Origin of the sequence: Nitratireductor alexandrii, from assembly GCF_004000215.1 — a bacterium.
GTDB lineage: Bacteria > Pseudomonadota > Alphaproteobacteria > Rhizobiales > Rhizobiaceae > Mangrovimarina > Mangrovimarina alexandrii.
The window spans coordinates 256,507-279,961 of sequence record NZ_RBVY01000007.1; the positions used below are offsets into that span (position 1 = coordinate 256,507).

A 23,455-nucleotide genomic window follows, 5' to 3' on the forward strand; every position below is an offset into this window, starting at 1 on the left:
TCTCAGACGTCTACAGCCCGGCTCCGGCGGGGTCGCATGCAGCCGGCGCACCGGCACGGCGAGATCCGTGCGGGGCCGGCAGGCGCGGGGCGCATCGCGGCTGGGATATCGTGGCATGATTTTTTAACAAGCCATCGCTAATGTGGTGGGCGGGGTGACGGCGCGGCCTTCGGGCGGCGGCTTTGGAGAAAGCGCGGCGGACGACGCCGTAGCGGGAGCCTCGGCATGGTCCTTTCGAACGACGCAAGCAGATCGGCGGCAGCGTACTCGGCCGCCGCTTTCGCCGCGCACGGCGCGGGGCGTGCGGCGTGAGCCGGCGGGATTTTTTGGCGAAGGTCGCGCTGGTCGCGGCGCTGCTGGCGCTCGCCGGTTGCGGGTGGTTCGCCGAGCGTTGGGAGTGGAACCAGAAGCTGACCGTCGAGGTGCTGGTCGACGGCGAGACCGTTTCCGGCGCGGCGGTTTCGTATGTGCGCTGGCAGGAAGCCAACGCGCTCGACCACTACCCCACCGCCTATCGCGGCGAGGCGACGGTGGTCGACCTCGGCGAACGCGGTTTGCTGTTCGCGCTGATCGGCGAGCCGACGAAGTACATCGCCGGCTATACGCTGCACGAGGAACTGGGCGAGCGCCGCTCCGACTACGAGACGCTTTATCCGAAGATCGCAAGCTTTCGCGGCGTGCGCGAGGTTGCCCGCGAGGCCTACCCGCTGCTGGTCACTTTCACCGACATTGCGGACCCGGCGACGGTCAGGCGCGTCGATCCCGACGATCTCGTCGACACCTTCGGCCCCGGCGTGGCGCTGAAACGCGTCACGCTGGAGATCACCGACGAGGCCGTGACGGAGGGAGAAGTGGAGGCGGTGCTGCGGTGGCTGGGGGAGTACCCGGAAACGCCCTTAGGTCGGTCACCCGATTCTTTCGCCCCAGTCTTCGCCGCGACGGTCAACAACGGCAACTTTGTCCGGAGATAAAATGCCGATCTCGAAGGCACCTTCGCTCTTTGTTACGCACCCGTCCAACCGGGGACGTTCCGCCTTCTCGCACGCGGTCCACACATGAGCCGCTCGCGCAAGGTTCTCGCCGTTCTGGCGGCGCTGGTCGCGGCGGCCTATCTCGGCTGGCGCATCACCTATCCCGGTTACGAATGGCGGCAGAAGCTCACAATCGAAATCGACACGCCGGACGGGCCGGTCAGCGCATCGAGCGTGGCCGAGGTTGCGTGGTGGGCGACGCCGAAAATCCTGCCCGAGGCATCGCCGCGCGACTGGTCGGTCAGGGCCGAGGCGGTGGTGCTGCGGCTGCCGGACGGGCAATATCTGTTCGCGCTGGTGGGCTCCGCGCATCTCGTCGCGCGTGCGGTGCTGTTCGATCCGCTGCCGAAGCAGGGCGATCCCTATCTGGTGCCCGCCAGCCGCATGCGTCGCTTCAACGGGGAGACGCACGACGTCCCGCCGAAGCATTACCCGCTGCTGGTCACTTTCACCGACATTGCGGACCCGGCGACCGTCAGGCGCGTCGATCCCGACGATCTGGCGGCAACGTTCGGCCCGGGCGTGGCGCTGAAACGCGTCACGCTGGAGATCACCGACGAGGCCGTGACGGAGGGACGGGTGGAGGCGGTGCTGGGGTGGCTGGATTCAATCAGTGGCAGACTCAAACCTACCTCCAAGAGATATGCGGATGAACTGACGATTGAGGAAACGCTTTACTCGATCCATTTCACCAGGATTTGACCAATGGCAATTTCTAAAGATCTCTTCCTCTCAATCCTCTCTATGGATGCGTATAATCGCGGCTGCAGTGCTGGACTGGGTGACACCGGTGTGGGCGATCTCGACGGCCTGGGTGAGACGGGCTATGTCGGAAATGCCAGAATATTAGCCCGTCCAAGTGGAACCGACCTGGCTGGTTGGCAGGACGCCGGCTTCTACGCGCTGGCCTACGAGATCGCGGCCGAGGTCGGCACGGGCTCCGACAAGCTCTTGGCCGGCGACACGGTGATCGCCTGTCGCGGCGCCGCGGCGGCCGGGGCCGGGCGCACCGGCTTTGTGCGCCCGCGGTCCCCAACGCCGTCCGCGCCGGCGCGCCTCAGGTTTGGAGCCGGGCGGGGAAACCCGGGGCGCGCAGATCGGTGCCGGTCTTGTCCTCCAGCAGCTTGACGATCATGGTCGACCAGGCCTCGCCGCCATAGGCCGCCCTGCCGTTTTCGAAGATCGCCTCGACACGCGCGGCCAGATCGAGCGGCGCGCCGAATTCTGCGGCCATGGCGCGCGCGAAACCGAGGTCCTTGAGCGCCAGGTCCATCGTGAAGCCGATATCGTAGGAACCGTTCAAGACCAGCTGGCCCTCGGTCTCGTGCACGAAGCTGGTGCCCGACGAGGCGGCGATGGCGTGATAGGCCTGGGCCAGGTCGAGCCCGCCGCGCCGGGCCAGCATCAAGGCCTCGCCGGCGGCGACCAGATGGATGAAGGCGAGCATGTTGGTGATCACCTTGATCACCGCCGCCGCGCCGAGCGGGCCCATCAGAAAATGCTTGTGGCACATCGCCGCGATCGCCGGGGCGTGGCTGTCGTAAAGCGCCGCGTCGCCGCCGACCAGCGCGGTGATGCGGCCCTCGGCGGCCAGATGCACGCCGCCGGTGACCGGGCATTCGAGCACCGCGACGCCGCGCTCGGCGGCGAGGCCGGCCAGCCGCAGCATCTCGTCGCGGCCGTTGGTCGACATTTCGATCCAGGTCCCGCCCGCCGGCAGGCCGTCGAGCAGGCCGCCCGGCCCTGCCAGCACCGCCTCGCTGACCGCCGGCGAGGGCAGGCAGGTGATGGCGTTGCCGGCGCTTTTGGCGGCTTCTGCCGGGCCGGCGCAGGCGACCGCGCCCTTGTCGACAAGCCGGGCGACGGCCTCCCGGTCGCGGTCGTGGACGAAAACGGCGTAGCCGGCCGCAAGCAGGCGGGCGGCGAGATGGTGGCCGAGATGGCCGAGGCCGATGAAGGCGTAGTCGGGCTTGTCCGTCATGGCGGCCTCCTCAGGGCATCAGCGGGGTCTGCATCATCTGCAGATGCAGGTCGTCGCCGTCATAGGGGTGGGCCTCGCAGACCGCCTCGTCGAGTTCGACGCCGAGGCCGGGCCCGGTCGGGGGAATGACGTCGCCGTCCTGCCATGCGATTTTTTTCTTCAACAGCCGGGCGTGAAACCCGTCCCACTGCTTGAGCGATTCCAGGATCAGGAAATTGGGCAGGGTGACGGCGAGCTGGATGTTGGCCGCGCCGACGATCGGTCCGCAATAGCAGTGCGGCGCGATCTGGATATGGTAGGCCTCGGCCATCGCCGCGATCTTCTTGGTTTCCAGAATGCCGCCGGAGCGGCCGAGATCGGGCTGCAGGATGGCGGCGGCGCGGTGCTCGATCACCCGGGCGAATTCGGCCTTGGTGGTCAGCCGCTCGCCGGTCGCGACCGGAATAGAGGTGGCGCGGGCCACCTGCGCCATCACTTCGGGCATGTCGGGCGGCACCGGTTCCTCGAACCAGAGCGGGTCGTAGGGCTCGATGGCGCGCGCCAGCCGCAGCGCGCCGGCGGCGGTGAACTGGCCATGGGTGCCGAACAGGATGTCGGCCTTGCTGCCGACGGCGGCGCGGATCGCCTTCAGCATGCCGGCCGAGGTGTCGATGTCGACGAGCCGCGGCTGGTGGCCGTCGAAGGCGGTGTAGGGGCCGGCCGGATCGAGCTTGACGGCGGTAAAACCCTGGCTGACATAGTCGGCCGCGCATTGGGCGGCGAGATCGGGGTCGTTGTAGACGTTGCGGCCCTCGGGCGCGTCTTCCGAATGCACCGATCCTTCCTGCGGGTAGAGATAGGTGTAGGAGCGCAGGCTCTCGTGCACGCGGCCGCCCAGAAGCATGTAGACCGGCTTGCCGGCCTCCTTGCCGATAATGTCCCAGCAGGCGATCTCGAGCGCGGAAAAACAACCCATCACCGAGACGTCCGGACGCTGGGTGAAGCCGGAGGAGTAGGCGCGGCGGAAAAACGCCTCGATGTCGTGCGGGTCGCGGCCGACCAGATAGCGCGCCGCCAGATCCTCGATCATCCGGGCGGTCACGTGCGGGCCGAAGGTGGCGTTGTAGGCCTCGCCGTAGCCGGTCACGCCGCCATCGGTCGTCAGGCGCACGAAGATGAAATATTTGCCGCCAATGCCGGGCGGCGGATTGCCGACCACCCAGGTCTTCACGTCGGTGATCTTCATCGTCTGCCGCTCCTTCTCAGCCGCCGGGTGTCAGTCGAACACGATTACGTTGCGCAGCGCGTGGCCGGTCTTCACCGCCGCGATCGCCTGGTTGATCGCCTCCAACGGGTAGCGCGCGCTGACCAGCTCGTCGAGCTTGAGCCGGCCGCCGCGATAATGCTCGACAAGGGCGGGGATGTCGGTCGCTATGTCGGCCTCGCCCATCTTGGAACCGATGATCTTCTGGTTCCAGGCGGCAAGGGTGCCGGGATCGTAGTGGGCAAGCACGCCCGATGGCGGCATGCCGACGACGACGACCGTCCCGTTCTTGGTGATGTAGTCGAAGGCCCCGTTGAAGGCGGTCTTCTGGCCGACGGTGACGAAGACATGGTCGACGCCGCGCCCGTTGGTCAGCGCCTTGACGCGGGCCGCGGCGTCCTCGCGGGCCGGGTTGACGCCGTCGGTGGCGCCGAACCGTTTGGCCGCCTCCAGCTTGTCGTCGTGAAGGTCGATCGCCACGACTGGCGCCGCGCCGGCGATCGCCGCGCCCTGGATGCTGTTGAGCCCGACGCCGCCGCAGCCGATGACGGCGACCGCCTCGCCGGGCCCGACGCGGGCGGAATTGACCACGGCGCCGAAGCCGGTGATCACCCCGCAGGCCAACAGCGAGGCGCTGTCGAACGGTATGTCGGCGGGGATCGCCACGAGCTGGCTTTGATGCACCACCACCTTGTCGGCGAAGGCGCCGGTGCGCAGGGCCTGCTCGTAGCGGCTTCCGTCGGCGCCCGTAAGCGCGCCCTCGCGGTCGAGCGCGAACACCTCCTCGCACATCACCCGGCTTTGCCGGCGGCAATAATGACACGCGCCGCAGGAGCGGATCAGGGTGACGACGACATGGTCGCCGGGCGCGAGGCCGGTCACGCCCGCCCCGGTCGCGGCCACCACGCCGGCCGCCTCGTGGCCGTAGACCGCCGGCAGCGTCCCGCCCCAGGCGCCGTCGGCATAGGAAATGTCGGAATGGCAGATGGCGCAGGCCTTGACGTCGACCAGCACCTCGCCCGGGCCGGGGTCGGCGAGCGTGATCTCCTCGATCGCCAGCTCTTGTCCAAAGGCGTGGCACACGGCGGCGCGGGCTTTCGGCATCGGGTTTCGGCCTTTCTGGCGATTTCGTGCGGCCAAGACTAGGCGAGGGGCGCGACGATTGCGCGCCGCCAGGGCGACATGGCAGGTCGGGATTTTCGTAGCCGCACGGGTCTGTCCAGGTGCCGGCCGTCGTTGACGCCGGACAGTCCCGCCGCTACCAGCGGGGTTTGCGCGACACGATCTTGAAAGGCGAACCATGGGCGAAAACCGGATCCCGCCATGCGGCGAGCTGACCTTGCGCACGCTGGCCATGCCCGGCGACGCCAACGCCGCCGGCGATATTTTCGGCGGCTGGGTGATGGCGCAGATGGATCTCGCCTGCGGCATCCGCGCGGCAGAGCGCGCCAGGGGGCGCGTGGTGACGGCCGCGGTCAAGGAGATGTCGTTCGCCAAGCCGATGAAGATCGGCGACACGCTGTGCGTCTATACCGAGATCACCCGCGTCGGCCGCACCTCCATGGTGCTCAAGGTCGAGGCCTGGGCGCAGCGCTACCTGTCCGACCTGATGGAAAAGGTGACCGACGCCGATTTCATCATGGTGGCGCTCGACAAAGACGGCAAGCCGAGCCCGGTGCCGGCAGACGGCTGACGGCGCGGCCGGGCCTATTTGCAGGCGCGGTAGCCGTTGCGGCGCGGCTTGATGTCGAAGTGGAAATGGTCGGCGTGGTCGCGGTCGTAGCCGGGCCCGAGCACGGTGGTGAAATAGCCGCAGGCGTCCGAGCGCACGGTGTTCAGGAGCCCGCGCTCGCGGAAGGAGAACCAGCCCGGCTTGCGCACGTCGATCTTCTTGCCGTTCTTCAGGTCGATCTGCATGACGTCGAGCGCGTTGCCGCGCGAATGTTCCGACATCTTGGCGCTGCCGTTGATGCGCCGGCACGAATAGCTCGAGCCCTGGTGAATGGTGCGGATGCCCGACATGTAGCGCCAGCGCGCGGCCGGGGCGAGTTCGTCCTTGGTCCAGCGGGCGAAAGCGAGCGCCATCTGGCAGTTGAGCGTGGCGGCCGGCTTCAGCGCGATGTTTCCCGAAAAGCCGGAGATTTCGACCGGATGGTCGATGCGGCACGACGCGCTGTCGTGGATCGGCGCGATGTCGCGATAGGTAACGCCGAGCCGTTTCAGCGCGGATCGGCACTGGCGTTCCTCGGCAGATAGCGTCTGGAATGGCGAGGCCGGGCTGTTTAGGCGCGGGAAACCGGCCATGAACGGGTTGGACGGCACCAGGCGCGCCAGTCCGCGCGCCGGCACGGCGCTGGTCCTGGCGCCGACATCGACGTCCGGCCGCATCACCTCGGAGACGGAGCAGGCCGATAGCGCCAGCATCCCGACGGCAAGCACGGCGACCGGTGCGGCGGTTAGGCGGCGCGACCGGCGCGGAGCCGGCCGTGGAGAGCGGCGGAACGATAGACGCATGAACATTTTCCCGTCCGTTTCACGCCAAATTAGCGGCGAAGCGTAAAGGAAAGTTCAGCGCCGGCATTTACGATTTGGGCCAAATCCGGGCGAGCCGCCCCGGTTCACTGGCAGTCCGGGCTCACTGGCGACCCGGGCTTACTGGCAAAAAGTCGCCCCGCCGCGCCGTTCGGCCAGGTCGAAATGGAAATGGGTGGCATGGTCGGCATCCGCGCCCGGACCGAGCACGGTCTTGAACGGTCCGCAGGCGCGGTCGCGCACGCCACGCAGAAACTGGCGCTCTCCATCCCCGGCAGGCTTGCCGACCTCGATGCGGGTGCCGTCGGCCAGTTCGAAGGCCGACAGGTCGATTGCGTTGCCGAACGCGTGTTCGGAGAGTTTCGCCGAGCCGTTGCGCGGCCGGCACACGTAACCCGATACCTGATGCAGCGCGGCGAGCGGCTGCGCGAAGCGGCGCGCGGCGACCGGCGCGGCCACGTCGCGCACGAAACGGGCGGCGGTTTCGGCGATGGCGCAATTCAACAGCGCCGGCGGACGCAGGCCGACCTGCGGGGAAAGCGTTCGCACCAGCACGGGATGATCGATGCGGCAGCCCGCCGGATCGCGCACCGGCGCGGCGTCTCGAAACGAGACGCCGAGCGTGCGCAGGCGCTTGCGGCAGTCCCGTTCGGTCGCGTCCGCCTCGGCCGGCGGCGGGGCCGGTTGCGCGTCGTCGCCGGTCGCGCGGCGTGGTGCCGGCGCGGGAATGGGCGCAGCCGTCCGCGTTTCCGGGACCGGCCGCAATGCGGGCGCGGGCGCGGTTTCCGGCAGCGGGGCGGCGGCGATCCCGCTTGCCGATGCTGCGCTCAAGATAAAAGCCAAAACAAAAACTTGCCCTGGTTTGGTGACGCGGTGATTCATCGGGTTGTGGTTGTGAGTCAACGTGTTTTCGAACCGGTTCAACGTTCCTGTCGCCGTGCCATACACAGCGGTGGCGACCGTGGCGTGACCGGTTCGGTCACATCGCGTTTCGTTGATGAAACATAGGCTCTGGAGCCCGGATGGGCGGCCTCAAGGCGCACCGCCTAAGCCGTCACGCGCCGATCGCTTCCAGGCCTTCCTCCAGCCAATCGCCCAGCATCGGCATGCCGAGCAGATATTTGGCGGTGCGGCGGCGGCCGCGCTGGCGCGCCTCGGCGACGGCTGCGTCCCATTCCGATGCCTCGTAGTCGCCGCGGCCGATCCAGGCGAGGGCGACGAGTTCGGCCGCCTCGTCGACGTTCAGGTCGCCGATCAGGGCGCGCAGCTCCTTCTCGGTCAGGTTTTCGGATTCTTCCTCGGCGAGCCCGTCGTGATGATGGCCGTCGCGCATGTCGCCGTCGAACTCGATCTCGTGTTCGGCGCCGTCATTGTAATCGTCGTTGAGCGCGGCGCTGATCGCCTTCGCCTTGAGGATGAAGACGCGCACCGTGTCAGGGTCGATGGTCAGATCCCAGTCGTGTTCGATCGGTTTGTGCACCGTGCCGCTCCATGCGCGCCCGTCGTCGCATAATGAATTCAACGCCGGGCCGATGCAAATGAAGTCGGCGGTTCAGGCCGGGCCGCGCCGGCGCAGTAGAAGCGGCGGCAGGATTTCGACGGCGAGGATGGCGAAAAAGATCAGCGCGCACCCGACGAGCCCGGCGGCCGGCAGCCGTTCGCCGAGGAAGATCGCGCCGAACAGGGCGGCGAAGACGGATTCCGACGACAGGAAGATCGCGGCCTGCGAGGCGGTGGTGTAGCGCTGGCCGACCGCCTGCAGCGTAAAGGCGATGCCGCCGGAGAAAATGCCGGCATAGAGGATTTCGGGCGCGGCGGCGACGATGCCGGAAAGCCGGATCGGTTCCAGCGCCAGCGCGGTGGCGAGCCCCAGCCCGGCGCAGACCGCGAACTGGGTGACCGCCAGCGTGATCGGCCGTCCGCTGCCGGCGGCGTGGCGGGCGATGAAGATCATCTGCAGGGCCCAGAACAGCGCGCACAAAATAGTCAGCCAGTCGCCGACGGTCAGTCCGGCGAGTGCGCCGCCCGACAAAAGCCAGATGCCGGCGAGCGCGGCGAAGGCGGCGGGCCACACCACCGGATGCGGCCATTGCCGGTAGAGGACAACGACCAGAAACGGCACCATCACGACATAGAGCCCGGTCAGAAAGCCGGAATTGGTGACGGTCGTGGTCAGCAGGCCGGCCTGCTGGGAGGCCATGCCGCCGAACAGCAGGATGCCGATCAGGCCGAAGGCGCGCCAGTCGGCCGGCGCCAGCGCGGTTTCGGCCGCCGCCCGCTCTCTGAGCGCGAAGGGCAGCATGGCGAGGGTGGCGACCAGGAAGCGCAGGCCGACGAACAGGAACGGGCCGAGCGCGTCCATGGCGGTCGACTGGGCGACGAAACCCATGCCCCACAGCGCGCCGGCAAGCAGAAGGACCAGATTGGCGACGGAGCGGGACATAAAAAACCGTTTCGGGAGCGACGATGCTTTGGTTTAGCAAGCCGAAACGGTGCGGCAAAGCCCGGAAAGGCCGCATGCGCCAACGCCTCGTCACGGCAATGTGAGGAGGGCACGGCGTGTTTCGGTCTTATTGTTCTTCATGAAGGAACAAACCAGTCGACCGCCCGCGCCGTATTCGGGAACGGTCATGCAGGAGGAGCCTATGCCGAGATATCTGACGAGCCTTGCCGCCGCGTTGATGGTCGGGTTGCCGCTTTCGGGCGGTGCCGCGCTGGCCGCCGGCGGCGGCGGCGGTGGTGGCAGCGACACGATGGACTGCCCGGCCGGCCAGGTCTACGACAAGTCGACCAAGAAATGCGTCGCGAAATCGAGCGCGCTCGAGACCGAGACGCTGTTTGAGGCCGGGCGCGCGCTCGCCTATGCCGGCCAGTATGACGAGGCGATCTCCGTCCTGCGGCTCGCCGAGGGACGCAAGCAGCCGGGCATCTACAACATGCTCGGTTATGCGCACCGCAAAAAGGGCAGGCTGCTGGTCGCGCTCGGTTATTACGAGGAGGCGCTGCGGCTCGATCCCGACCACGTCTTGACGCGCGAATATCTCGGCGAGGCGCATCTGCAGATGGGCGACGTCGCCGCGGCGCGGGAGCAATTGGACGAGATCGCCAGACGCTGCGGCACGGGCTGTCCCGAATATGCCGAACTCGACCGGCATATTGCCGCCTACGAGCGCGACAACGGCTGACGGGCGGCAATCGCCGAAAAAAGGGCGCGACTCGCCGAGTCGTGCCCTCTTTTTTGCGAAGCGGAGCGGTCCGCGTCAGTCGCCGCGCGACAGGCGCACGATCGCCCCGTCGCTGTCGTCGGTGATCAGCCACACCGACCCGTCGGGCGCGACGTCGACGTCGCGGATGCGGCCGAACGCGCCTTCGAACATGCGCTCCTCGCCGGTGACGTTTCCTTGCGCATCGCGCTTGATGCGGCTCACCAGCGCGAATTTAAGCGCGCCGGCCAGAAGATCGCCCTTCCAGGCCGGGAACATGTCCCCGTCATAGACGTCGAGCCCCGACGGCGCGATCGAGGGATCCCAGTAATAGACCGGCTGCTCGTACCCCTCGGCGTCGGTGCCGACGCCGATCTGGTCGCCCGAATAATGGCGGCCGTAGGAAATCACCGGCCAGCCATAGTTCCGCCCGGCCTCGGGCCTGTTCAACTCGTCGCCGCCGCGCGCGCCGTGTTCGATCGTCCACAGCGCCCCGGTCACCGGGTCCCAGACGGCGCCTTGCGGGTTGCGATGGCCCTTGGACCAGATTTCCGGGCGGTGGCCGGGCGTGTCGGCGTAGGGATTGTCGGCGGGCACCGAACCGTCGCGATTGAGGCGCAGGACGGCGCCGGCATGGTCGTCCATGTCCTGGGCGCGCCGGCCGTCGCCGCGGTCGCCGGTGGTCACGAACAGCGTGCCGTCGGGATTGAAGACGATGCGCGAGCCGAAATGCTGGCCGGCGGCGGTTTTCCTGGCCATCGAAAACAAGGTCTCGACCTCGGCGAGCCTGGCGGCTGCGTCGCCGCGCACCAGCCGCGCGCGCGCCAGCGCGGTGCCGGCGCCCTCGCTGCCCGGCTCCGAATAGGTGAAATAGATCAGCTCGGTGCTGTCGAAATCGGGCGCGACGGCAACGTCGAGCAGGCCGCCCTGGCCGCGCGCGGCGACCGGCGGCAGGTCCTCGATCGGGGGCGACAGCCTTCCTTGCGAGAAGATGCGCATGGTTCCCGGCCGCTCGGTGATGAGCGCGTCGCCGTTCGGCAGGAAATCCAGGCCCCAAGGGTGGTCGAGACCGTCGGCCAGGATGTCGGCCTGGATCACCGCCTCCTCGGTCTCGAAACTCTGCGCGGATGCGGTGCGGGCGATCGTCAGCGCCGCCGACAGGCCGATGGTCAGGCTCGCTATGGCCAGGGTCAGTCTGTTCACGGTCCCCTCCGGTACGGTTTGGTCCTGCAGTCGAGGTAGTGGCGTTTGCCTGCTTTGCAAGCATTCGCCGCCGTGACAGCGGCCAAAAGCGATGTATCCTGTTCACAAGCGGTTGAACACGAATCACGAGGCACGGCATGCGTGGGGTCAACGACAATCCCCAGCCCGGATATGGCGGCCCGTTCCTGCCGTCGGCGCTGTCTCTGTTCCTGCCGAGCCTGGTGATCCTTTCGGGATATGGCCTGGCGCTGGCCGGGCTCGTCGTGGCCGGGCGCGGCGACGGCGCGCTGGCAAGGCTGTGCATCGTGGTGCTGGCGCTCGGCGGCCCGTTCCTGATCGCGCATGCCACCTTGCGGTTTTTCACCATACGGGTCGCCGTCATGCCGCGCGCGCTTTACATGCACCGCGGCTTCCCCTCCAGCGAAGCGCAGGACATTCCCTACCGGCTGATCGATCGCGTCGCGGTCCGGCGCGGATTGGCGGGGCGGATTTCGGGTGGCGGCGCGCTCGTCGTCACGCTTCTGGGCGGCCGGCGGATCGTCGTCGGCGACCTCAAGCACCCGCATCAGGCCCGGGCCGCGATCGTCCGGCAGATGCCGGACGAGGCGCGTCCGGCGCCCGATTCGCCGGAGACAAAGCCGGAGCCGTCGCGGCCTTTTGCCTCGGCGCGATGATGGTCCGGCAAATTTTTGGGCGTGAAAACGCCCGCGACGGTTGCTATATAGGACGGGAACGATTTGTTGCGGTTCCGTGGCATGCGCCTGCGGACCGTTTTCTTTTTGCGCTTTGCGCCGCCGGACAGTGTCTGGCGCGACAGACGAGAAAGGTGTGACGATGAACAAGGTCCCGATGACCGTACGTGGATTCGAAGCGCTGAAGGAAGAACTGCGCTGGCGCCAGCAGGAAGAGCGTCCGCGGATCATCGAGGCGATCTCGGAAGCGCGCGCGCATGGCGACCTTTCCGAAAACGCGGAATATCACGCCGCCAAGGAATCGCAGAGCCTGAACGAGGGCCGCGTCGGCGAGCTCGAGGACATGATCGCGCGCGCCGAGGTGATCGACGTGTCGAAGCTGTCCGGCGACACGGTCAAGTTCGGCGCCACGGTGGAACTCGTCGACGAGGATACCGAGGAGACGCGCGTCTACCAGATTGTCGGCGATCAGGAGGCCGACGTGAAATCCGGCCGTATCTCGATTTCCTCGCCGATCGCACGCGCGCTGATCGGCAAGGGCGTGGGCGAGGCGATCGAGGTCAATGCGCCCGGCGGGGCGCGCGGCTACGAGATCGTCAAGCTGAAATGGGTCTGAGGCGACCGCTCAGGCGATGTCGACCAGCCCGTCATCCTTGACCTGGCGAATGGTCAGCGCGGTGCGGACCGTGTCGACATTCGGCGCCGAGGTCAGCTTCTCGATGACGAAGTTCTGAAACGTCGTCAGATCGGTCGCCACGCAGTGAAGCAGGAAGTCGGAATCGCCGGACACCATCCAGGCGCGGCGCACGATCGGCCATGTGCGGGTGAGGTCGGAGAACGCCTTCAGCTCGCTCTCGGCCTGATGCTGCAGGCCGATCAGGCAGAAGGCGACCACGTCGAACCCCAGCGCCGGCGCGTTCAAAAGCGCCCGGTAGCCGCGGATGACGCCATTGTCCTCGAGGCGCTTGACCCTGCGCAGGCAGGGCGGCGCCGAAATGCCGACCCGGCGCGACAGCTCGACATTGGTCATGCGGCCGTCATTTTGCAGTTCACGCAGGATCTTCCAATCCGTCGCGTCGAGTTCGGCCCTGAAGGTCATTTGTTACCCATTTGGCGTTCTTGGCGAAAGAATCGGTCGCTCAGGCAGAACTCATACGGCAAAGCCGCGATGGAGCCAAGCGCCCGGCCCGCCGGCCGCAACCGGCGACTATCCGCGCGCCGCGGCCGCCGGAGTTGTGCGAAAAGCCGGCCGCGCCCTTGCACAATGGGGGCCCCATTCCTTAGATCAACGTGGCCTTGCCCGCCCGCTTGCCGTTGGCGGCGGCGCGGACGTGCGAAAGGAACCCGGATATGAGCGCAACACACGCCCCCGTCATCATTATCGGCTCCGGTCCGGCCGGCTACACGGCCGCGATCTATGCCGCGCGCGCGATGCTCAAGCCGATGCTGATCGCCGGGCTCGAGCAGGGCGGCCAGTTGATGATCACCACCGAGGTGGAAAACTATCCGGGTTTCGCCGAGCCGATCCAGGGGCCGTGGCTGATGGAGCAGATGCTCAAGCAGGCCGAGAATGTCGGCACCGAAATCGTCTCCGACCTGATTACGGAGGTCGACCTCGACGTGCGCCCGTTCCGCTTGAAGAGCGATTCGGGCACGGACTATACCTGCGACGCGCTGGTGATCGCGACCGGCGCCAAGGCCAAATGGCTGGGCCTGCCGAGCGAGGAAAAATTCATGGGCTTCGGCGTGTCGGCCTGCGCGACCTGCGACGGGTTCTTCTATCGCGGCAAGGAGGTCGTGGTGGTCGGCGGCGGCAACACCGCCGTCGAGGAGGCGCTTTACCTGTCCAACCTGGCGAAAACCGTCACGGTGGTCCACCGCCGCGACGAATTCAGGGCCGAGCGCATCCTCCAGGATCGGTTGTTTAAGAAGGACAACATCAAGGTGCTGTGGGACACCGTGGTGGACGAGATCAAGGGCGAAGCCGGAAAGCCGCCGCTGCCGGCCTCCGTCAACGCGATCAGTCTGCGCAACAACAAGACCGGCGAGATCACCGAAATGGCGATCGACGGCGTGTTCGTGGCGATCGGCCACGCGCCGGCGGTGGAGTTGTTCGCAGGCAAGGTCAAGCAGAAGCCGAACGGCTATCTGTGGACGGAGCCGGATTCGACCCGGACCGACATTCCCGGTGTTTTCGCCGCCGGCGACGTCACCGACGACATCTACCGCCAGGCCGTCACGGCCGCCGGTCTCGGCTGCATGGCGGCATTGGAAGCGGAAAAATACCTGGCCGAACAGGAAGCCCACCGCGAAGCCGCAGAATAGCGGATCGCCGGTCCGGGAGGAGGGCTGATGTCACTCGACTGGGATAAGCTGCGTGTGTTTCACGCCGCCGCCGAGGCTGGGTCGTTCACCCACGCGGCGGAGAAGCTGAATCTGTCGCAATCGGCGATCTCGCGCCAGGTCAGCGCGCTTGAGCAGGAAATCGGCGTGTCCCTGTTCAACCGCCATGCCCGCGGGCTGGTGCTGACCGAGCAGGGCGAACTTTTGTTCAACACGGCGCACGAAGTGTTCGTGAAGCTGGAATCGGTCCGCAGCCGGCTGATGGAAACGACGGAAAAGCCGTCCGGCCTGCTGCGCGTCACCACCACGGTCGGGCTGGGGTCGGGATGGCTGTCCCAGCGCGTGCAGGAATTTCTCGACCTTTATCCCGATATCCAGATCCAGCTCATCCTGGCCAATGAGGAGTTGGACCTGACGATGCGCCAGGCCGACTGCGCCATACGCCTGCGCCAGCCGCAACAGCCGGACTTGATCCAGCGGCGGCTGTTCACCGTGCACCTGCACGTGTTTGCCGCGCCGTCCTACATCAACAGGTTCGGCGAACCCGAAAGCGCGGCCGAGCTCGACAAGCATCGCCTGATCACCTTCGGCGAGCCGGTGCCGGCCTATCTCAAGGATTTGAACACGCTGCAGAGCCTGGGCATGCCGGAAGGCGAAAAGAGACCGGCGACGCTGCAGATCAACGATTTGATGTCGATGCGCCGGGTCGTGCGACGCGGCGCCGGCATCGCCATGCTGCCCGACTACATGGCCGATCCGGGCTCGGGGCTCGTGCAGGTGCTGACGGACATGGCGGTGCCGGCCTTCGACACCTATTTCTGCTATCCCGAGGCGATGAAGAACCAGGCGAAACTCAAGGCGTTTCGCGATTTCATCTTTTCCAAGGCGCGCAGCTGGGCCTATTGACGGCTCAAACGGGTTTTCGAGGCCCGAAATTTGCCCGTTGGACAGGCAATTCTGCCCGGTTTTCAATCAGTTGCACAAACCATGCATAATTGCATGGGTGCGATGCAATTCATCTGCTTGCGAAAAGGGCAGAGCCGGCACATATAACAATCACTCCCGGGCGCGTTCCTCCTCCCATTAGCGCCCGCGAGTGTTCCCCTCTGGAGGTTTCGCCGTTTTACGGCACTTCCATTAGCTAGGCCGGTCCTTTCAGGTACCGGCCTTTTTTTTGTCTATCGGCCGGCGCGGCCGGTGGTTTGCTGGCGGCGCGGCGTCCGGATGGCCGGCATCGATCTCCGGACGGCGTCACATGAACAGTTTTTCCCCGTCCATGCCCTGGTAAAGCCCGGCCACCTGTTCGCCATAGCCATTGTAGATCACGGTCGGCACGGTCTCGCCGGTGTGCAGGACGCGCTCCTCGGCCTGGCTCCAGCGCGGATGCGGAACCTGCGGGTTCACATTGGCCCAGAACCCGTATTCGCCGGGTGCGATCTCCTGCCAGAAATTGACCGGCCGTTCGGCGGTGACGGTGATCTTGACGATCGACTTGATCGATTTGAACCCGTATTTCCACGGCAAGGCGAGCCGCAGCGGCGCGCCGAACTGTTTGGCGAGCGGCTTGCCGTAGGCGCCGGTCACCATGAAGGCGAGCTCGTTGCGCGCTTCGTCAAGGGTCAGGCCCTCCACATAGGGCCAGGGATACCAGACCTGTCTCTGGCCGGAGGCCATTTTCGGGTCGAGGAACGTTTCGAGCCGCAGATATTTGGCCTCGGCCTGCGGTTCGGCCAGCGCGACCAGGCGCGACAGCGCGAAACCCGTCCACGGGACCGTCATCGACCAGGCCTCGACGCAGCGATGGCGATAGAGCCGCTCCTCCAGCGGCATTTTGCGGATCAGCTCGTCGAAGGCGAGCTTTTGCGGCTTGTCGACAAGGCCGGCGATTTCGATGTCCCATGGCCGTGTCTGGAGCGCCTGGGCCGCGTTGGCGATCTGCTTGTGCGAGCCGAATTCGTAGAAATTGTTGTACTGGCTCGACGTTTCCTCCGGGGTGAGAGGGCGGGCGACGGTGAAGGCCGGGTTACGGGTCGCGGGGTAGAGGTCGGCGGTGGGATCGGCCGCCGCCCGCGCCGTGCCGACCAGGGCGGGCGCGGCCAGCGCGGCGGCACCGGCGCCCAGGCCCGCGAGCAGGGCGCGGCGATTGATGAAGGCGGCCTCGGGCGTCGCCAGGCGCTCGGCGAGCGCCCAGGACGGCCGGCGGTGGATGGCAACCATGACGTCCTCCCGAATCCGTGTGGCGCAAAACCTAGCGCGCGTGAACGGGCGGGCAACTCAATCGCCATCACATCTGCGTGGGCCGGGCACGGCCGCCGTGCCCGGCAACGTCAGGCCGCCTTGCCGTGGGCGTTGGCCACCTCGTCGGCAAGGCGTCCGGTCAGTTCGGCCATGTGATCGAAGCTCGCCCGGAACGTGGCGACGCCGGCGGTCGCCGAGCGCAGCTCCACGATCAGGTCGCCGATCTCGGCCTGCGGCATCATCGCCTCCACCACGTCCCACCCCGGCCAGCCGGGCCTGGCGTCGAACCCCAGAATCTGGCCGCGGCGCTGCGGCAGGATGGCGGTCACCTTGGCCGTGGCGTCGGAGGGGGTGAAGACCTCGATCTTCATGACCGGCTCCAGGATCGCCGGCGAACAGGCCGGCATCGCCTCGCGCATGGCCAGCTTCGCCGCCATCTGGAAGGCCATGTCGGAGGAATCGACCGAATGGAACGAACCGTCGGCGAGATTGACCGCGATGTCGACCACCGGAAAGCCGAACAGGCCCGCCTTGAGATAGTCGCGCACGCCGGCCTCGACGGAGGGGATATATTGCTTGGGCACGACGCCGCCGGTGATGGTGTCGGTGAACTCGAAGCCGCTGCCGCGCGGCAGCGGCCTGATCTCCAGCACGACGTCGCCGAACTGGCCATGGCCGCCGGACTGCTTCTTGTGACGGCCGCGCTGGGTGGTGCCCTTGCGGATGGTTTCGCGATAGGGAACGCCGGGCCGGCTGGAATCGACCTCGATCTGGAACTTGCTGCCGAGCCGCTCCGTGGTCACGCGCAGATGCATTTCGCCGTGGCCCGAAATCACCGTCTCGCCGCTGTCTTGGTGCTCGATCGCGATCGAGGGGTCTTCCTCGGCCAGTTTCTGCAGGGAGGCCGACAGCTTGACCTCGTCCTTGCGCTCGTGCGGCCGCAGGGCGACGGCGTTGACCGGCTGCGGCGGCTCGGGCGTGGCCAGGGCCGGCGGCGGCGTCTTGCCGACGGCGAGCGTGTCGCAGGTGCGCACCTCCTCGAGCTTGCCGAGCGCGACCGTTTCGCCCTCGCCGGCATTCTGCAGCTTGGTCTGGTTGCGGCCGAGCATGCGGTAAAGGCCGGAAACGCGTCCGGTGCGGCCGTCATGCGTGACGATTTCGGCGCCGTCGGCGATCGAGCCGGCCAGCACCCGGGCATAGGAAAGCTTGCCGCCATGCGGCGTGTGTACGGTCTTGACGACTTGGAGGATCGTTTCGTCGGTCTCGCCGAGCCCGAGCCGTTCGCGGGTCTGGGCGATGTCGGGCGCGTCGTGTCGTATCGTCTTTAAGAGCCGCAGCACGCCGTTGCCATGCTCGGCCGAGCCGATCAGCACCGGAATGACGGAGCCCGCGCGCAGGTCGGCGGCCAGGTCGTCGAACACCGCGTCGCGCGGCGGCTCGATTTCCTCCAGCAATTGCTCCATCAGCGCGTCGTCGTGGTCGGCCAGCGTTTCCAGCATGGAAAAGCGCGCCTCAACCTCGCGGGCCTTTTCGTCGTCGGGGATCGGCGCGATCTCGCTTTCGGCGTGTTCGCGATAGATGTGGGCGCGTTCCAGCGCCAGATCGATCGAACCGATGACGATGCCGTCCTTGCGCAGCGGAATCTGGCGCAGAACCAGCGGCACCGCGCTCGCCGGCTGCAACAGCTTCAGCGTGGCGCGCACGCCGATTGCGGCCTTGTCGACCTTGTTGAGGAACAGAACGCGCGGAATGCCGTGTTCTTCCAGCGTGCGCATGATCAGCTGCAGGGCCGGGATTTTCTTCTCGTCGGCCTCCGCGACCACGATCGCCAGGTCGCAGGCGGCCAGAACCGGTTCGGCCTCGTAGGCGAACTCGATCGAGCCCGGGCAGTCGATGAAGGTCAGGTCGTCGTCCATGAAGCCGGTGGTGGCAAGGCTCGCCTCCACGCTCATCAGATGCGCGCGCGCCTCCGGATTGTCGTCGCCGACCGTGGCGCCCGAGGCGACGGTGGCCTGGCGCGCGATGGCGCCGGTGCGGGCCAGAATGGCTTCCAGCAACGATGTCTTGCCGCTGGCGAAGGGACCGACAATGGCGATGCATTTCGGTCCCGTGCGTCTTCCTCCGGCGCGATTGCCCATGTCAACGACCTCCTCCTCACGCTTGCTCGCGAGCGGCGGCCGGCCCGCGGCCGTCGCGCGCCGGGCTTCGGGCACCCGGCACGGATATCGTCACACGGCTTTGGCAATGTGGCAAGAGATGCGCCCGCGCGGCGCCCGCCGGATTTCGGCGGCGGCAAACCGGTCGGCGCGGCTCTTGCGGCGGGGGCGACCGGGCCTGACGCCGCCGTCCGGCACACGCCCCGCCGCCTGGTGTCGCCGTCCGGATCCGCACCGCTTCGTCGGGGCGGAACCCCCAAAGCCCGGTGCCGCTTGTCGGTTTTTTGTTGTATTGGGCAAGATTTGTCATTTTACTTGGAAAGATACGGCGTTCCATTGAAAATGAGGGAGGGTCCTGTGCGTCGCTTGTTTCTTATTCTTGCCTTTGCACTGATGTCGTCGCCGGCTTTGGCGGATATGTACCAGGACCAGTACAAGGCCGTCATGGCGCGTTATTTCCTCGCCAACCACTATGCTGTTCCGATTTTCACCAACGGAAACATCCGCAAGGGCGACATCATCCAATATCCCGACGAGGGACGGGTGGTGCCGCGGAAAAACTGCCTCGATCTCGGCGCGTCGGCTTTTCGCGACGTCGATGCGCTGGACATCACGCTCGCCAACGAGGTGTCGTTCGGTGTCGGCGCCGGCATCTCCGTTCAAGGGCTGGCGCAGATCGAGGCCGATCTCGATCTGGCGATCTCGGGCATCGCCAGGATCGCGATCGACCCGGCCTCGCGCGAACACACCGAGCACGAGCCGTCGACGGAGCGCGTTTCGAACGACAAAAAATGCGACCTCGTGCGGTTCGTCATCGACGGGCGCGAGACGGCCTATCTCATGGTCAGCGACATCATCAGGGGGCAGGTCAAGGCGCGGACGCGGATGATGGCTGCCGGCGGCGCGTCGCTGGAGGCCGGGCTGACCCAGAAACGGCTGCAGGCGCTTCTGGGCGATACGCCGCGGATCGGCGTTTCGGTCAGCGGCGGGGTGGCCATGATCGAAAGCCGCCGGTCGCCGAGCGTCAGGACGGTCGCCGTCAAATCCCGCTTCGTCAGCACGTACCATCTGGCGCGGCTCTACCATCTCTACCAGGCGGCCGGCCCCTCCGACCTGGAGCTCAGGGTGGACGAGATGCTGAGGGGGGTCGAGCCCGGCGTATTCGACAGGCTCGCCGCCGACCTGAATGATTTTTTGCAGAAACACGAGCTGATCGAACGGGACAAGGCGCAGTTCTACAACAAGATGCGCTATCTCGAGACCCGCGACGTGCTCGACGAAAAGACCCTGGCCAATATTCCGCAGGAGCACTGGCGCGCGCTGGGTGTCATCGCCGCCGCGCACGAATTGTCGGTCTGGTGAGGGCGCAGAACGCGGCCGTGTCGGCCGCGCCCCCGCAATGCCCGCACCGGTTCAGTCGCGACCGGCCTCGATGATCTTTTGGGCGAGCAGCGCCGGATTGGTGAAGCAGACCTCATGCCCGCCGGGCGCCTGGACCAGCCGGAACAGGCCGAGCTTTTCGGACAGGCGCGGATGCCAGCCGAGCGACTGGGGCAGGGCGGTGTCTTCGGTGAAGTTGATGTAGGATTTGGCAACCTCCATGTCGGCCGGGTTCGCCGACAGCGCGATCGCGTCGGTGAAGGTCGCGTAGGGATGCGGATTGAGCTTTTCGTAGCTCGCCTGCGCCATCGCGCCATCGGCATCGTTCATGAACGCCTCGCGCCAGACCGGCGGCGGCAGCATGACGGCATTGTCCGGGCTCGCGGCGCTGATGCTATCGAACAACGCCACATAGTGGGGCGGCACCATGTCGTTGAGGCACTCGCCGTCGTTCGGCACGAAGGCGTTCCAGTACACCAGGCGGCGGATGCGGCCGGGCAGCCGGTCGGCGGTGCCGGTGATGATCATGCCGCCATAGGAGTGGCCGACAAGGATGATGTCGGTCAGATCGCGGTCCTCGATAAAGGCGACGATCGAGCCGATCGCCGCCTCGAGTCCGGTGCGCCGATCGTCGTGCGGCCGGTTGCCGGCGATGGTCGGCGTGTGGACATCGTGACCCTGGTCGCGGATCGGCCGGGCGACCGCCTCCATCAGTTCGCCGGTATGCCAGGCGCCGTGAACGAGCACGTAAGTTGCCATTTTTTTCTCCCTGCGCTTTTGTTGTCGGGCATACGATGTTGGCGCAAACGGTCGCGGCGGACTTGGCCGGGCGCGCACCGATGATGGACCGGAGCGAACGCAAGGGGGCAGGCGATGACGACCACGCCGGGGGGGAGGCATATTGTTGCCGGGCCGTCTTTGCATTGGGGCAGCGTGTGGGACACGCGCGATGTCGGGGATGTCGAGGCCTTCGATTATTATCGAGACGGCATCTGCCAGTCCTTCATGGAGCTCCTGCCCGAGTTGGAGGCGGCGCGGCGGCGGCGGTTCAAGGCGCGGGTGGAATCGCACCGGCTGGGCGAGGGCGCCGTCAACCGGGTCGATGCGACAGCCCATCTTGTCTTGCGGACTGGCCGCGAGATCGCCCGCTCGCCGCGCGAATGCTACTATCTCAATCTGCAGCGGGGCGGAGAGTGCCGCATCGATCAGGCGGGGACGGAGATCGCCCTGCGCGCCGGCGATGTCGGGATTTTCGATTCGGGGCGGCCGTTTTCGCTCGAGCATCGCCGGCTGTCGTCGCTGGCGGTATCCTCGTTCTGGGTGCCGCGCGAAGCGCTGGCTTCCCGCCTCGGCGGCCATTTGCCGGAGCGGCCCCGTCTTTTGTCGACGGTGCCCGCGCTCGGGCGGCTGATTGCGGAGACCGCGCGCTCGATCGACGAGACTGCCGGTTATCTGCCCGAAGCCGCGTCGGCGCGGCTTTTTTCCATGCTGCTCGACCTGACGGCGATGGCCCTGGGCGGTGAGGGCGTCGCGGTGGCGCCCGGGTCGCGGGCGGACGCGCAGTTTGTGGCCCTGCGTCGCTATGTTGAGCGCTGTTTCGCCGATCCGCGTCTCAACGCGGCGCGGTGTGCCCGGGCCATCGGCATCTCGCCACGCTATGTGCACAAGCTCTTTGCGCGGGCCGGAACCACGCTCGGTGCTTTTGTGATGGAGGTGCGGCTGCGCGAGGCCGCGGCCGCGCTGCGCGCGCCGGCGAAGGCTGCCGTTCCGGTGACGTCGATCGCCTATGCGTGCGGCTTTTCCGACCTGTCGCATTTTTCCAGGTCGTTTCGCGCCCGCTACGGCGCGCCGCCGGGCGCCTGGCGGCGTCTGGCTCACTAAAGCGTTTCCAGGCGAAGTGGAAGCCGGTTCGCCGTTCAAAAACACGTCAAAACAATAAGTTAAACCGGTCTGCGATTCCGTGAAAAGCAGAACGGCCCTGACCGCCGGAAAGCAAAAACCCGGCCGCGGGGGCCGGGTCGGTCTTGTTGTGGGCTATGCCCGTGCCGAAAAGCGTCAGCTCAGCGAGCCGGTAAAACGCTGGATGCGGGTACAGGCCTCTTCCAGCAGTTCCTCCGAAGTCGCGTAGGAAATGCGGAAATTCGGGCCGAGCCCGAAGGCGGACCCCTGCACCACGGCCACGCCCTCGGCCTCCAGCAGTTCGGTGACGAAGTCCTGGTCGGTTTCGATCACCTTGCCCGACGGCGTCTTTTTGCCGATCAGCGCCGCGCAGGACGGGTAGACGTAGAAGGCGCCCTCCGGCACCGGGCAGGAGATGCCGCGGGCCTGGTTGAGCATCGACACGACGAGATCGCGGCGCCCCTGGAAGATCGCCTTGTTGCGGGCGATGAAATCCTGCGGCCCGTTGAGCGCCTCGACCGCGGCCCATTGCGCGATCGAGCAGGCGCCCGAGGTCTGCTGGCCCTGGATCATGTCCATCGCCTTGATGAGTTCGACCGGCCCGGCCGCGTAGCCGATGCGCCAGCCGGTCATGGCATAGGCCTTCGACACGCCGTTCATGGTCAGCGTGCGTCCGTACAGCGCCGGTTCGACCTCGGCGATGGTGCGGAAGGCGAAATCGCCATAGGTCAGGTGCTCGTACATGTCGTCGGTGAGCGTCCACACATGCTCGTTTTTCAACAGCACGTCGGCGAGCGCCTTCAGCTCGGCCTCGGTATAGGCCGCGCCCGACGGGTTGGAGGGCGAGTTCATCACCAGCCATTTGGTCTTGGGCGTGATCGCCTTTTCCAGTGCGGCCGGCGTCAGCTTGAAGCCGTCCTCGATGCTGGTTTCGGCAAACACCGCCGTGCCGCCGCAGATCGCCACCATTTCCGGATAGCTGACCCAGTAGGGCGCGGGGATGACGACCTCGTCGCCCGGGTTGAGCGTGGCCATGAAGGCGTTGAACAGGATCTGCTTGCCGCCGGTGCCGACGATGGTCTGCTCCGGCTTGTAGTCGAGATTGTTCTCGCGCTTGAACTTCGCCGCGATCGCCTCGCGCAGCGGCACGATGCCGGATACGGGCGTGTATTTGGTCTCGCCGCGCCGGATCGCCTCGATCGCCGCGTGCTTGACGTTGTCGGGCGTGTCGAAATCCGGCTCGCCGGCTCCCAGGCCGATCACGTCGCGGCCGTTCGCTTTGAGCTCGCGCGCTTTCTGGCTGACCGCGATGGTCGCGGAGGGCTTTACGCGGGACAGGGCGTCGGCGAGGAAGGCCATGGTGATCGTCTCCTTTCGGCCAGGGTGTCGCTGCATCGGGCAGCGGCTTGTAATGTCCGAATGCGGGCACGAGCGCAAGACTTGCCGGCGTCCGCCGTCGACGCAAAAAAATCGGCGTCGTTAACCTTGATCAAAACCGGTTCGCCGATAATGGCGCGGATCCGGCCGGTTTCGTATCGGTGCGGCCGGCGGATC

General features: G+C 66.7%; 23 protein-coding genes. 10 read left to right on the forward strand and 13 right to left on the reverse strand.

The window, feature by feature from the left end; translation table 11 throughout:
* The first annotated feature begins 308 nt into the window (after positions 1–308).
* Together EP380_RS17045 and EP380_RS17050 are read left to right on the forward strand one after the other, a co-directional pair.
* The gene (locus EP380_RS17045) at positions 309–971 is read left to right on the forward strand and encodes a twin-arginine translocation signal domain-containing protein (protein ID WP_275069010.1); all 663 of its coding nucleotides are present in this window, start codon (positions 309–311) and stop codon (positions 969–971) included.
* Positions 972–1,055: 84 nt separating this feature from the next.
* Positions 1,056–1,733 carry a hypothetical protein gene (locus tag EP380_RS17050; RefSeq protein WP_127599517.1) on the forward strand — a complete coding sequence of 226 codons (678 nt, stop codon included), beginning with the start codon at positions 1,056–1,058 and terminating at the stop codon, positions 1,731–1,733.
* A 355-nt stretch (positions 1,734–2,088) separates the two neighbouring features.
* Here the strand turns inward: EP380_RS17050 and EP380_RS17055 are convergent, their stop codons facing one another.
* From EP380_RS17055 to EP380_RS17065, 3 genes are read right to left on the reverse strand one after another with little or no spacing between them, the layout of a single operon-like run.
* A complete protein-coding gene (locus tag EP380_RS17055; protein WP_127599519.1) occupies positions 2,089–3,012 on the reverse strand; it encodes an NAD(P)-dependent oxidoreductase in 924 nt (307 codons plus the stop codon).
* A gap of 10 nt (positions 3,013–3,022) precedes the next feature.
* Positions 3,023–4,237: a mandelate racemase/muconate lactonizing enzyme family protein gene (locus tag EP380_RS17060; RefSeq protein ID WP_106570566.1), complete on the reverse strand. Its 1,215-nt coding sequence runs from the start codon at positions 4,235–4,237 to the stop codon at positions 3,023–3,025.
* A gap of 30 nt (positions 4,238–4,267) precedes the next feature.
* Positions 4,268–5,359, reverse strand: a complete 1,092-nt coding sequence (locus EP380_RS17065) for a Zn-dependent alcohol dehydrogenase (RefSeq protein ID WP_127599521.1) — start codon at positions 5,357–5,359, stop codon at positions 4,268–4,270.
* A gap of 196 nt (positions 5,360–5,555) precedes the next feature.
* Here EP380_RS17065 and EP380_RS17070 point away from each other — a divergent pair, with 196 nt between their 5' ends.
* On the forward strand, positions 5,556–5,948 hold the full coding sequence (locus EP380_RS17070; RefSeq protein WP_127599523.1) for an acyl-CoA thioesterase: 393 nt from the start codon (positions 5,556–5,558) through the stop codon (positions 5,946–5,948).
* Between the two features lie 14 nt (positions 5,949–5,962).
* Here EP380_RS17070 and EP380_RS17075 read toward each other — a convergent pair whose 3' ends face one another.
* The 4 genes from EP380_RS17075 to EP380_RS17090 all read right to left on the reverse strand — a co-directional run bounded on the left by EP380_RS17075 (position 5,963) and on the right by EP380_RS17090 (position 9,230).
* A complete protein-coding gene (locus EP380_RS17075) occupies positions 5,963–6,775 on the reverse strand; it encodes an extensin-like domain-containing protein (RefSeq protein ID WP_420845874.1) in 813 nt (270 codons plus the stop codon).
* 132 nt (positions 6,776–6,907) lie between these two features.
* A complete protein-coding gene (locus EP380_RS17080) occupies positions 6,908–7,618 on the reverse strand; it encodes an extensin-like domain-containing protein (RefSeq protein ID WP_238719899.1) in 711 nt (236 codons plus the stop codon).
* 223 nt (positions 7,619–7,841) lie between these two features.
* A complete protein-coding gene (locus EP380_RS17085; protein ID WP_106570561.1) occupies positions 7,842–8,267 on the reverse strand; it encodes a DUF3775 domain-containing protein in 426 nt (141 codons plus the stop codon).
* 72 nt (positions 8,268–8,339) lie between these two features.
* A complete protein-coding gene (locus tag EP380_RS17090) occupies positions 8,340–9,230 on the reverse strand; it encodes a DMT family transporter (protein ID WP_127599527.1) in 891 nt (296 codons plus the stop codon).
* A 202-nt stretch (positions 9,231–9,432) separates the two neighbouring features.
* Between EP380_RS17090 and EP380_RS17095 the strand changes: the two genes are divergently transcribed.
* Positions 9,433–9,972, forward strand: a complete 540-nt coding sequence (locus EP380_RS17095; protein ID WP_106570559.1) for a carbohydrate-binding module family 14 protein — start codon at positions 9,433–9,435, stop codon at positions 9,970–9,972.
* 75 nt (positions 9,973–10,047) lie between these two features.
* Here EP380_RS17095 and EP380_RS17100 read toward each other — a convergent pair whose 3' ends face one another.
* Positions 10,048–11,193, reverse strand: a complete 1,146-nt coding sequence (locus EP380_RS17100; protein WP_338036307.1) for a PQQ-dependent sugar dehydrogenase — start codon at positions 11,191–11,193, stop codon at positions 10,048–10,050.
* Between the two features lie 137 nt (positions 11,194–11,330).
* On the opposite strand from EP380_RS17100, the gene EP380_RS17105 reads away from it, so the two are divergent.
* Both EP380_RS17105 and greA read left to right on the forward strand, forming a co-directional pair.
* Entirely contained in the window at positions 11,331–11,867 is a 537-nt protein-coding gene (locus tag EP380_RS17105; protein ID WP_106570558.1) for a PH domain-containing protein, read from the forward strand.
* Between the two features lie 160 nt (positions 11,868–12,027).
* On the forward strand, positions 12,028–12,501 hold the full coding sequence (greA, locus tag EP380_RS17110; protein ID WP_106570557.1) for a transcription elongation factor GreA: 474 nt from the start codon (positions 12,028–12,030) through the stop codon (positions 12,499–12,501).
* 9 nt (positions 12,502–12,510) lie between these two features.
* On the opposite strand, the gene EP380_RS17115 is transcribed toward greA, so the two are convergent.
* The gene (locus tag EP380_RS17115; protein ID WP_106570556.1) at positions 12,511–12,984 is read right to left on the reverse strand and encodes an Lrp/AsnC family transcriptional regulator; all 474 of its coding nucleotides are present in this window, start codon (positions 12,982–12,984) and stop codon (positions 12,511–12,513) included.
* Between the two features lie 251 nt (positions 12,985–13,235).
* On the opposite strand from EP380_RS17115, the gene trxB reads away from it, so the two are divergent.
* Together trxB and EP380_RS17125 are read left to right on the forward strand one after the other, a co-directional pair.
* Positions 13,236–14,210 carry a thioredoxin-disulfide reductase gene (gene trxB, locus EP380_RS17120; RefSeq protein WP_106570555.1) on the forward strand — a complete coding sequence of 325 codons (975 nt, stop codon included), beginning with the start codon at positions 13,236–13,238 and terminating at the stop codon, positions 14,208–14,210.
* Positions 14,211–14,237: 27 nt separating this feature from the next.
* Positions 14,238–15,134: a LysR family transcriptional regulator gene (locus EP380_RS17125; protein ID WP_106570554.1), complete on the forward strand. Its 897-nt coding sequence runs from the start codon at positions 14,238–14,240 to the stop codon at positions 15,132–15,134.
* A 345-nt stretch (positions 15,135–15,479) separates the two neighbouring features.
* Here the strand turns inward: EP380_RS17125 and msrP are convergent, their stop codons facing one another.
* Together msrP and EP380_RS17135 are read right to left on the reverse strand one after the other, a co-directional pair.
* Complete coding sequence (gene msrP, locus EP380_RS17130; RefSeq protein ID WP_106570553.1) at positions 15,480–16,445, reverse strand: protein-methionine-sulfoxide reductase catalytic subunit MsrP; 966 nt, start codon at positions 16,443–16,445, stop codon at positions 15,480–15,482.
* Between the two features lie 110 nt (positions 16,446–16,555).
* A complete protein-coding gene (locus EP380_RS17135) occupies positions 16,556–18,604 on the reverse strand; it encodes an elongation factor G (RefSeq protein WP_127599529.1) in 2,049 nt (682 codons plus the stop codon).
* Positions 18,605–18,979: 375 nt separating this feature from the next.
* Between EP380_RS17135 and EP380_RS17140 the strand changes: the two genes are divergently transcribed.
* The gene (locus EP380_RS17140; protein ID WP_127599531.1) at positions 18,980–19,984 is read left to right on the forward strand and encodes a hypothetical protein; all 1,005 of its coding nucleotides are present in this window, start codon (positions 18,980–18,982) and stop codon (positions 19,982–19,984) included.
* A gap of 51 nt (positions 19,985–20,035) precedes the next feature.
* Here EP380_RS17140 and EP380_RS17145 read toward each other — a convergent pair whose 3' ends face one another.
* Positions 20,036–20,761, reverse strand: a complete 726-nt coding sequence (locus EP380_RS17145) for an alpha/beta hydrolase (protein ID WP_127599533.1) — start codon at positions 20,759–20,761, stop codon at positions 20,036–20,038.
* A 114-nt stretch (positions 20,762–20,875) separates the two neighbouring features.
* Here EP380_RS17145 and EP380_RS17150 point away from each other — a divergent pair, with 114 nt between their 5' ends.
* Entirely contained in the window at positions 20,876–21,883 is a 1,008-nt protein-coding gene (locus EP380_RS17150; RefSeq protein WP_127599535.1) for a helix-turn-helix domain-containing protein, read from the forward strand.
* 174 nt (positions 21,884–22,057) lie between these two features.
* Here EP380_RS17150 and EP380_RS17155 read toward each other — a convergent pair whose 3' ends face one another.
* On the reverse strand, positions 22,058–23,260 hold the full coding sequence (locus EP380_RS17155) for a pyridoxal phosphate-dependent aminotransferase (protein ID WP_127599537.1): 1,203 nt from the start codon (positions 23,258–23,260) through the stop codon (positions 22,058–22,060).
* Positions 23,261–23,455 lie beyond the last annotated feature (195 nt).

Excerpts from the sequence above, each read along its gene's own strand:
- EP380_RS17155 (WP_127599537.1), bottom strand. The coding sequence starts at position 23,260 with ATGGCCTTCCTCGCCGACGCCCTGTCCCGCGTAAAGCCCTCCGCGACC.
- trxB (WP_106570555.1), top strand. The coding sequence starts at position 13,236 with ATGAGCGCAACACACGCCCCCGTCATCATTATCGGCTCCGGTCCGGCC.
- EP380_RS17135 (WP_127599529.1), bottom strand. The coding sequence starts at position 18,604 with ATGGGCAATCGCGCCGGAGGAAGACGCACGGGACCGAAATGCATCGCC.
- EP380_RS17145 (WP_127599533.1), bottom strand. The coding sequence starts at position 20,761 with ATGGCAACTTACGTGCTCGTTCACGGCGCCTGGCATACCGGCGAACTG.
- EP380_RS17150 (WP_127599535.1), top strand. The coding sequence starts at position 20,876 with ATGACGACCACGCCGGGGGGGAGGCATATTGTTGCCGGGCCGTCTTTG.
- EP380_RS17095 (WP_106570559.1), top strand. The coding sequence starts at position 9,433 with ATGCCGAGATATCTGACGAGCCTTGCCGCCGCGTTGATGGTCGGGTTG.
- EP380_RS17070 (WP_127599523.1), top strand. The coding sequence starts at position 5,556 with ATGGGCGAAAACCGGATCCCGCCATGCGGCGAGCTGACCTTGCGCACG.
- EP380_RS17065 (WP_127599521.1), bottom strand. The coding sequence starts at position 5,359 with ATGCCGAAAGCCCGCGCCGCCGTGTGCCACGCCTTTGGACAAGAGCTG.
- EP380_RS17055 (WP_127599519.1), bottom strand. The coding sequence starts at position 3,012 with ATGACGGACAAGCCCGACTACGCCTTCATCGGCCTCGGCCATCTCGGC.
- EP380_RS17115 (WP_106570556.1), bottom strand. The coding sequence starts at position 12,984 with ATGACCTTCAGGGCCGAACTCGACGCGACGGATTGGAAGATCCTGCGT.
- EP380_RS17125 (WP_106570554.1), top strand. The coding sequence starts at position 14,238 with ATGTCACTCGACTGGGATAAGCTGCGTGTGTTTCACGCCGCCGCCGAG.
- greA (WP_106570557.1), top strand. The coding sequence starts at position 12,028 with ATGAACAAGGTCCCGATGACCGTACGTGGATTCGAAGCGCTGAAGGAA.
- msrP (WP_106570553.1), bottom strand. The coding sequence starts at position 16,445 with ATGGTTGCCATCCACCGCCGGCCGTCCTGGGCGCTCGCCGAGCGCCTG.
- EP380_RS17105 (WP_106570558.1), top strand. The coding sequence starts at position 11,331 with ATGCGTGGGGTCAACGACAATCCCCAGCCCGGATATGGCGGCCCGTTC.
- EP380_RS17050 (WP_127599517.1), top strand. The coding sequence starts at position 1,056 with ATGAGCCGCTCGCGCAAGGTTCTCGCCGTTCTGGCGGCGCTGGTCGCG.
- EP380_RS17075 (WP_420845874.1), bottom strand. The coding sequence starts at position 6,775 with ATGTTCATGCGTCTATCGTTCCGCCGCTCTCCACGGCCGGCTCCGCGC.
- EP380_RS17060 (WP_106570566.1), bottom strand. The coding sequence starts at position 4,237 with ATGAAGATCACCGACGTGAAGACCTGGGTGGTCGGCAATCCGCCGCCC.
- EP380_RS17090 (WP_127599527.1), bottom strand. The coding sequence starts at position 9,230 with ATGTCCCGCTCCGTCGCCAATCTGGTCCTTCTGCTTGCCGGCGCGCTG.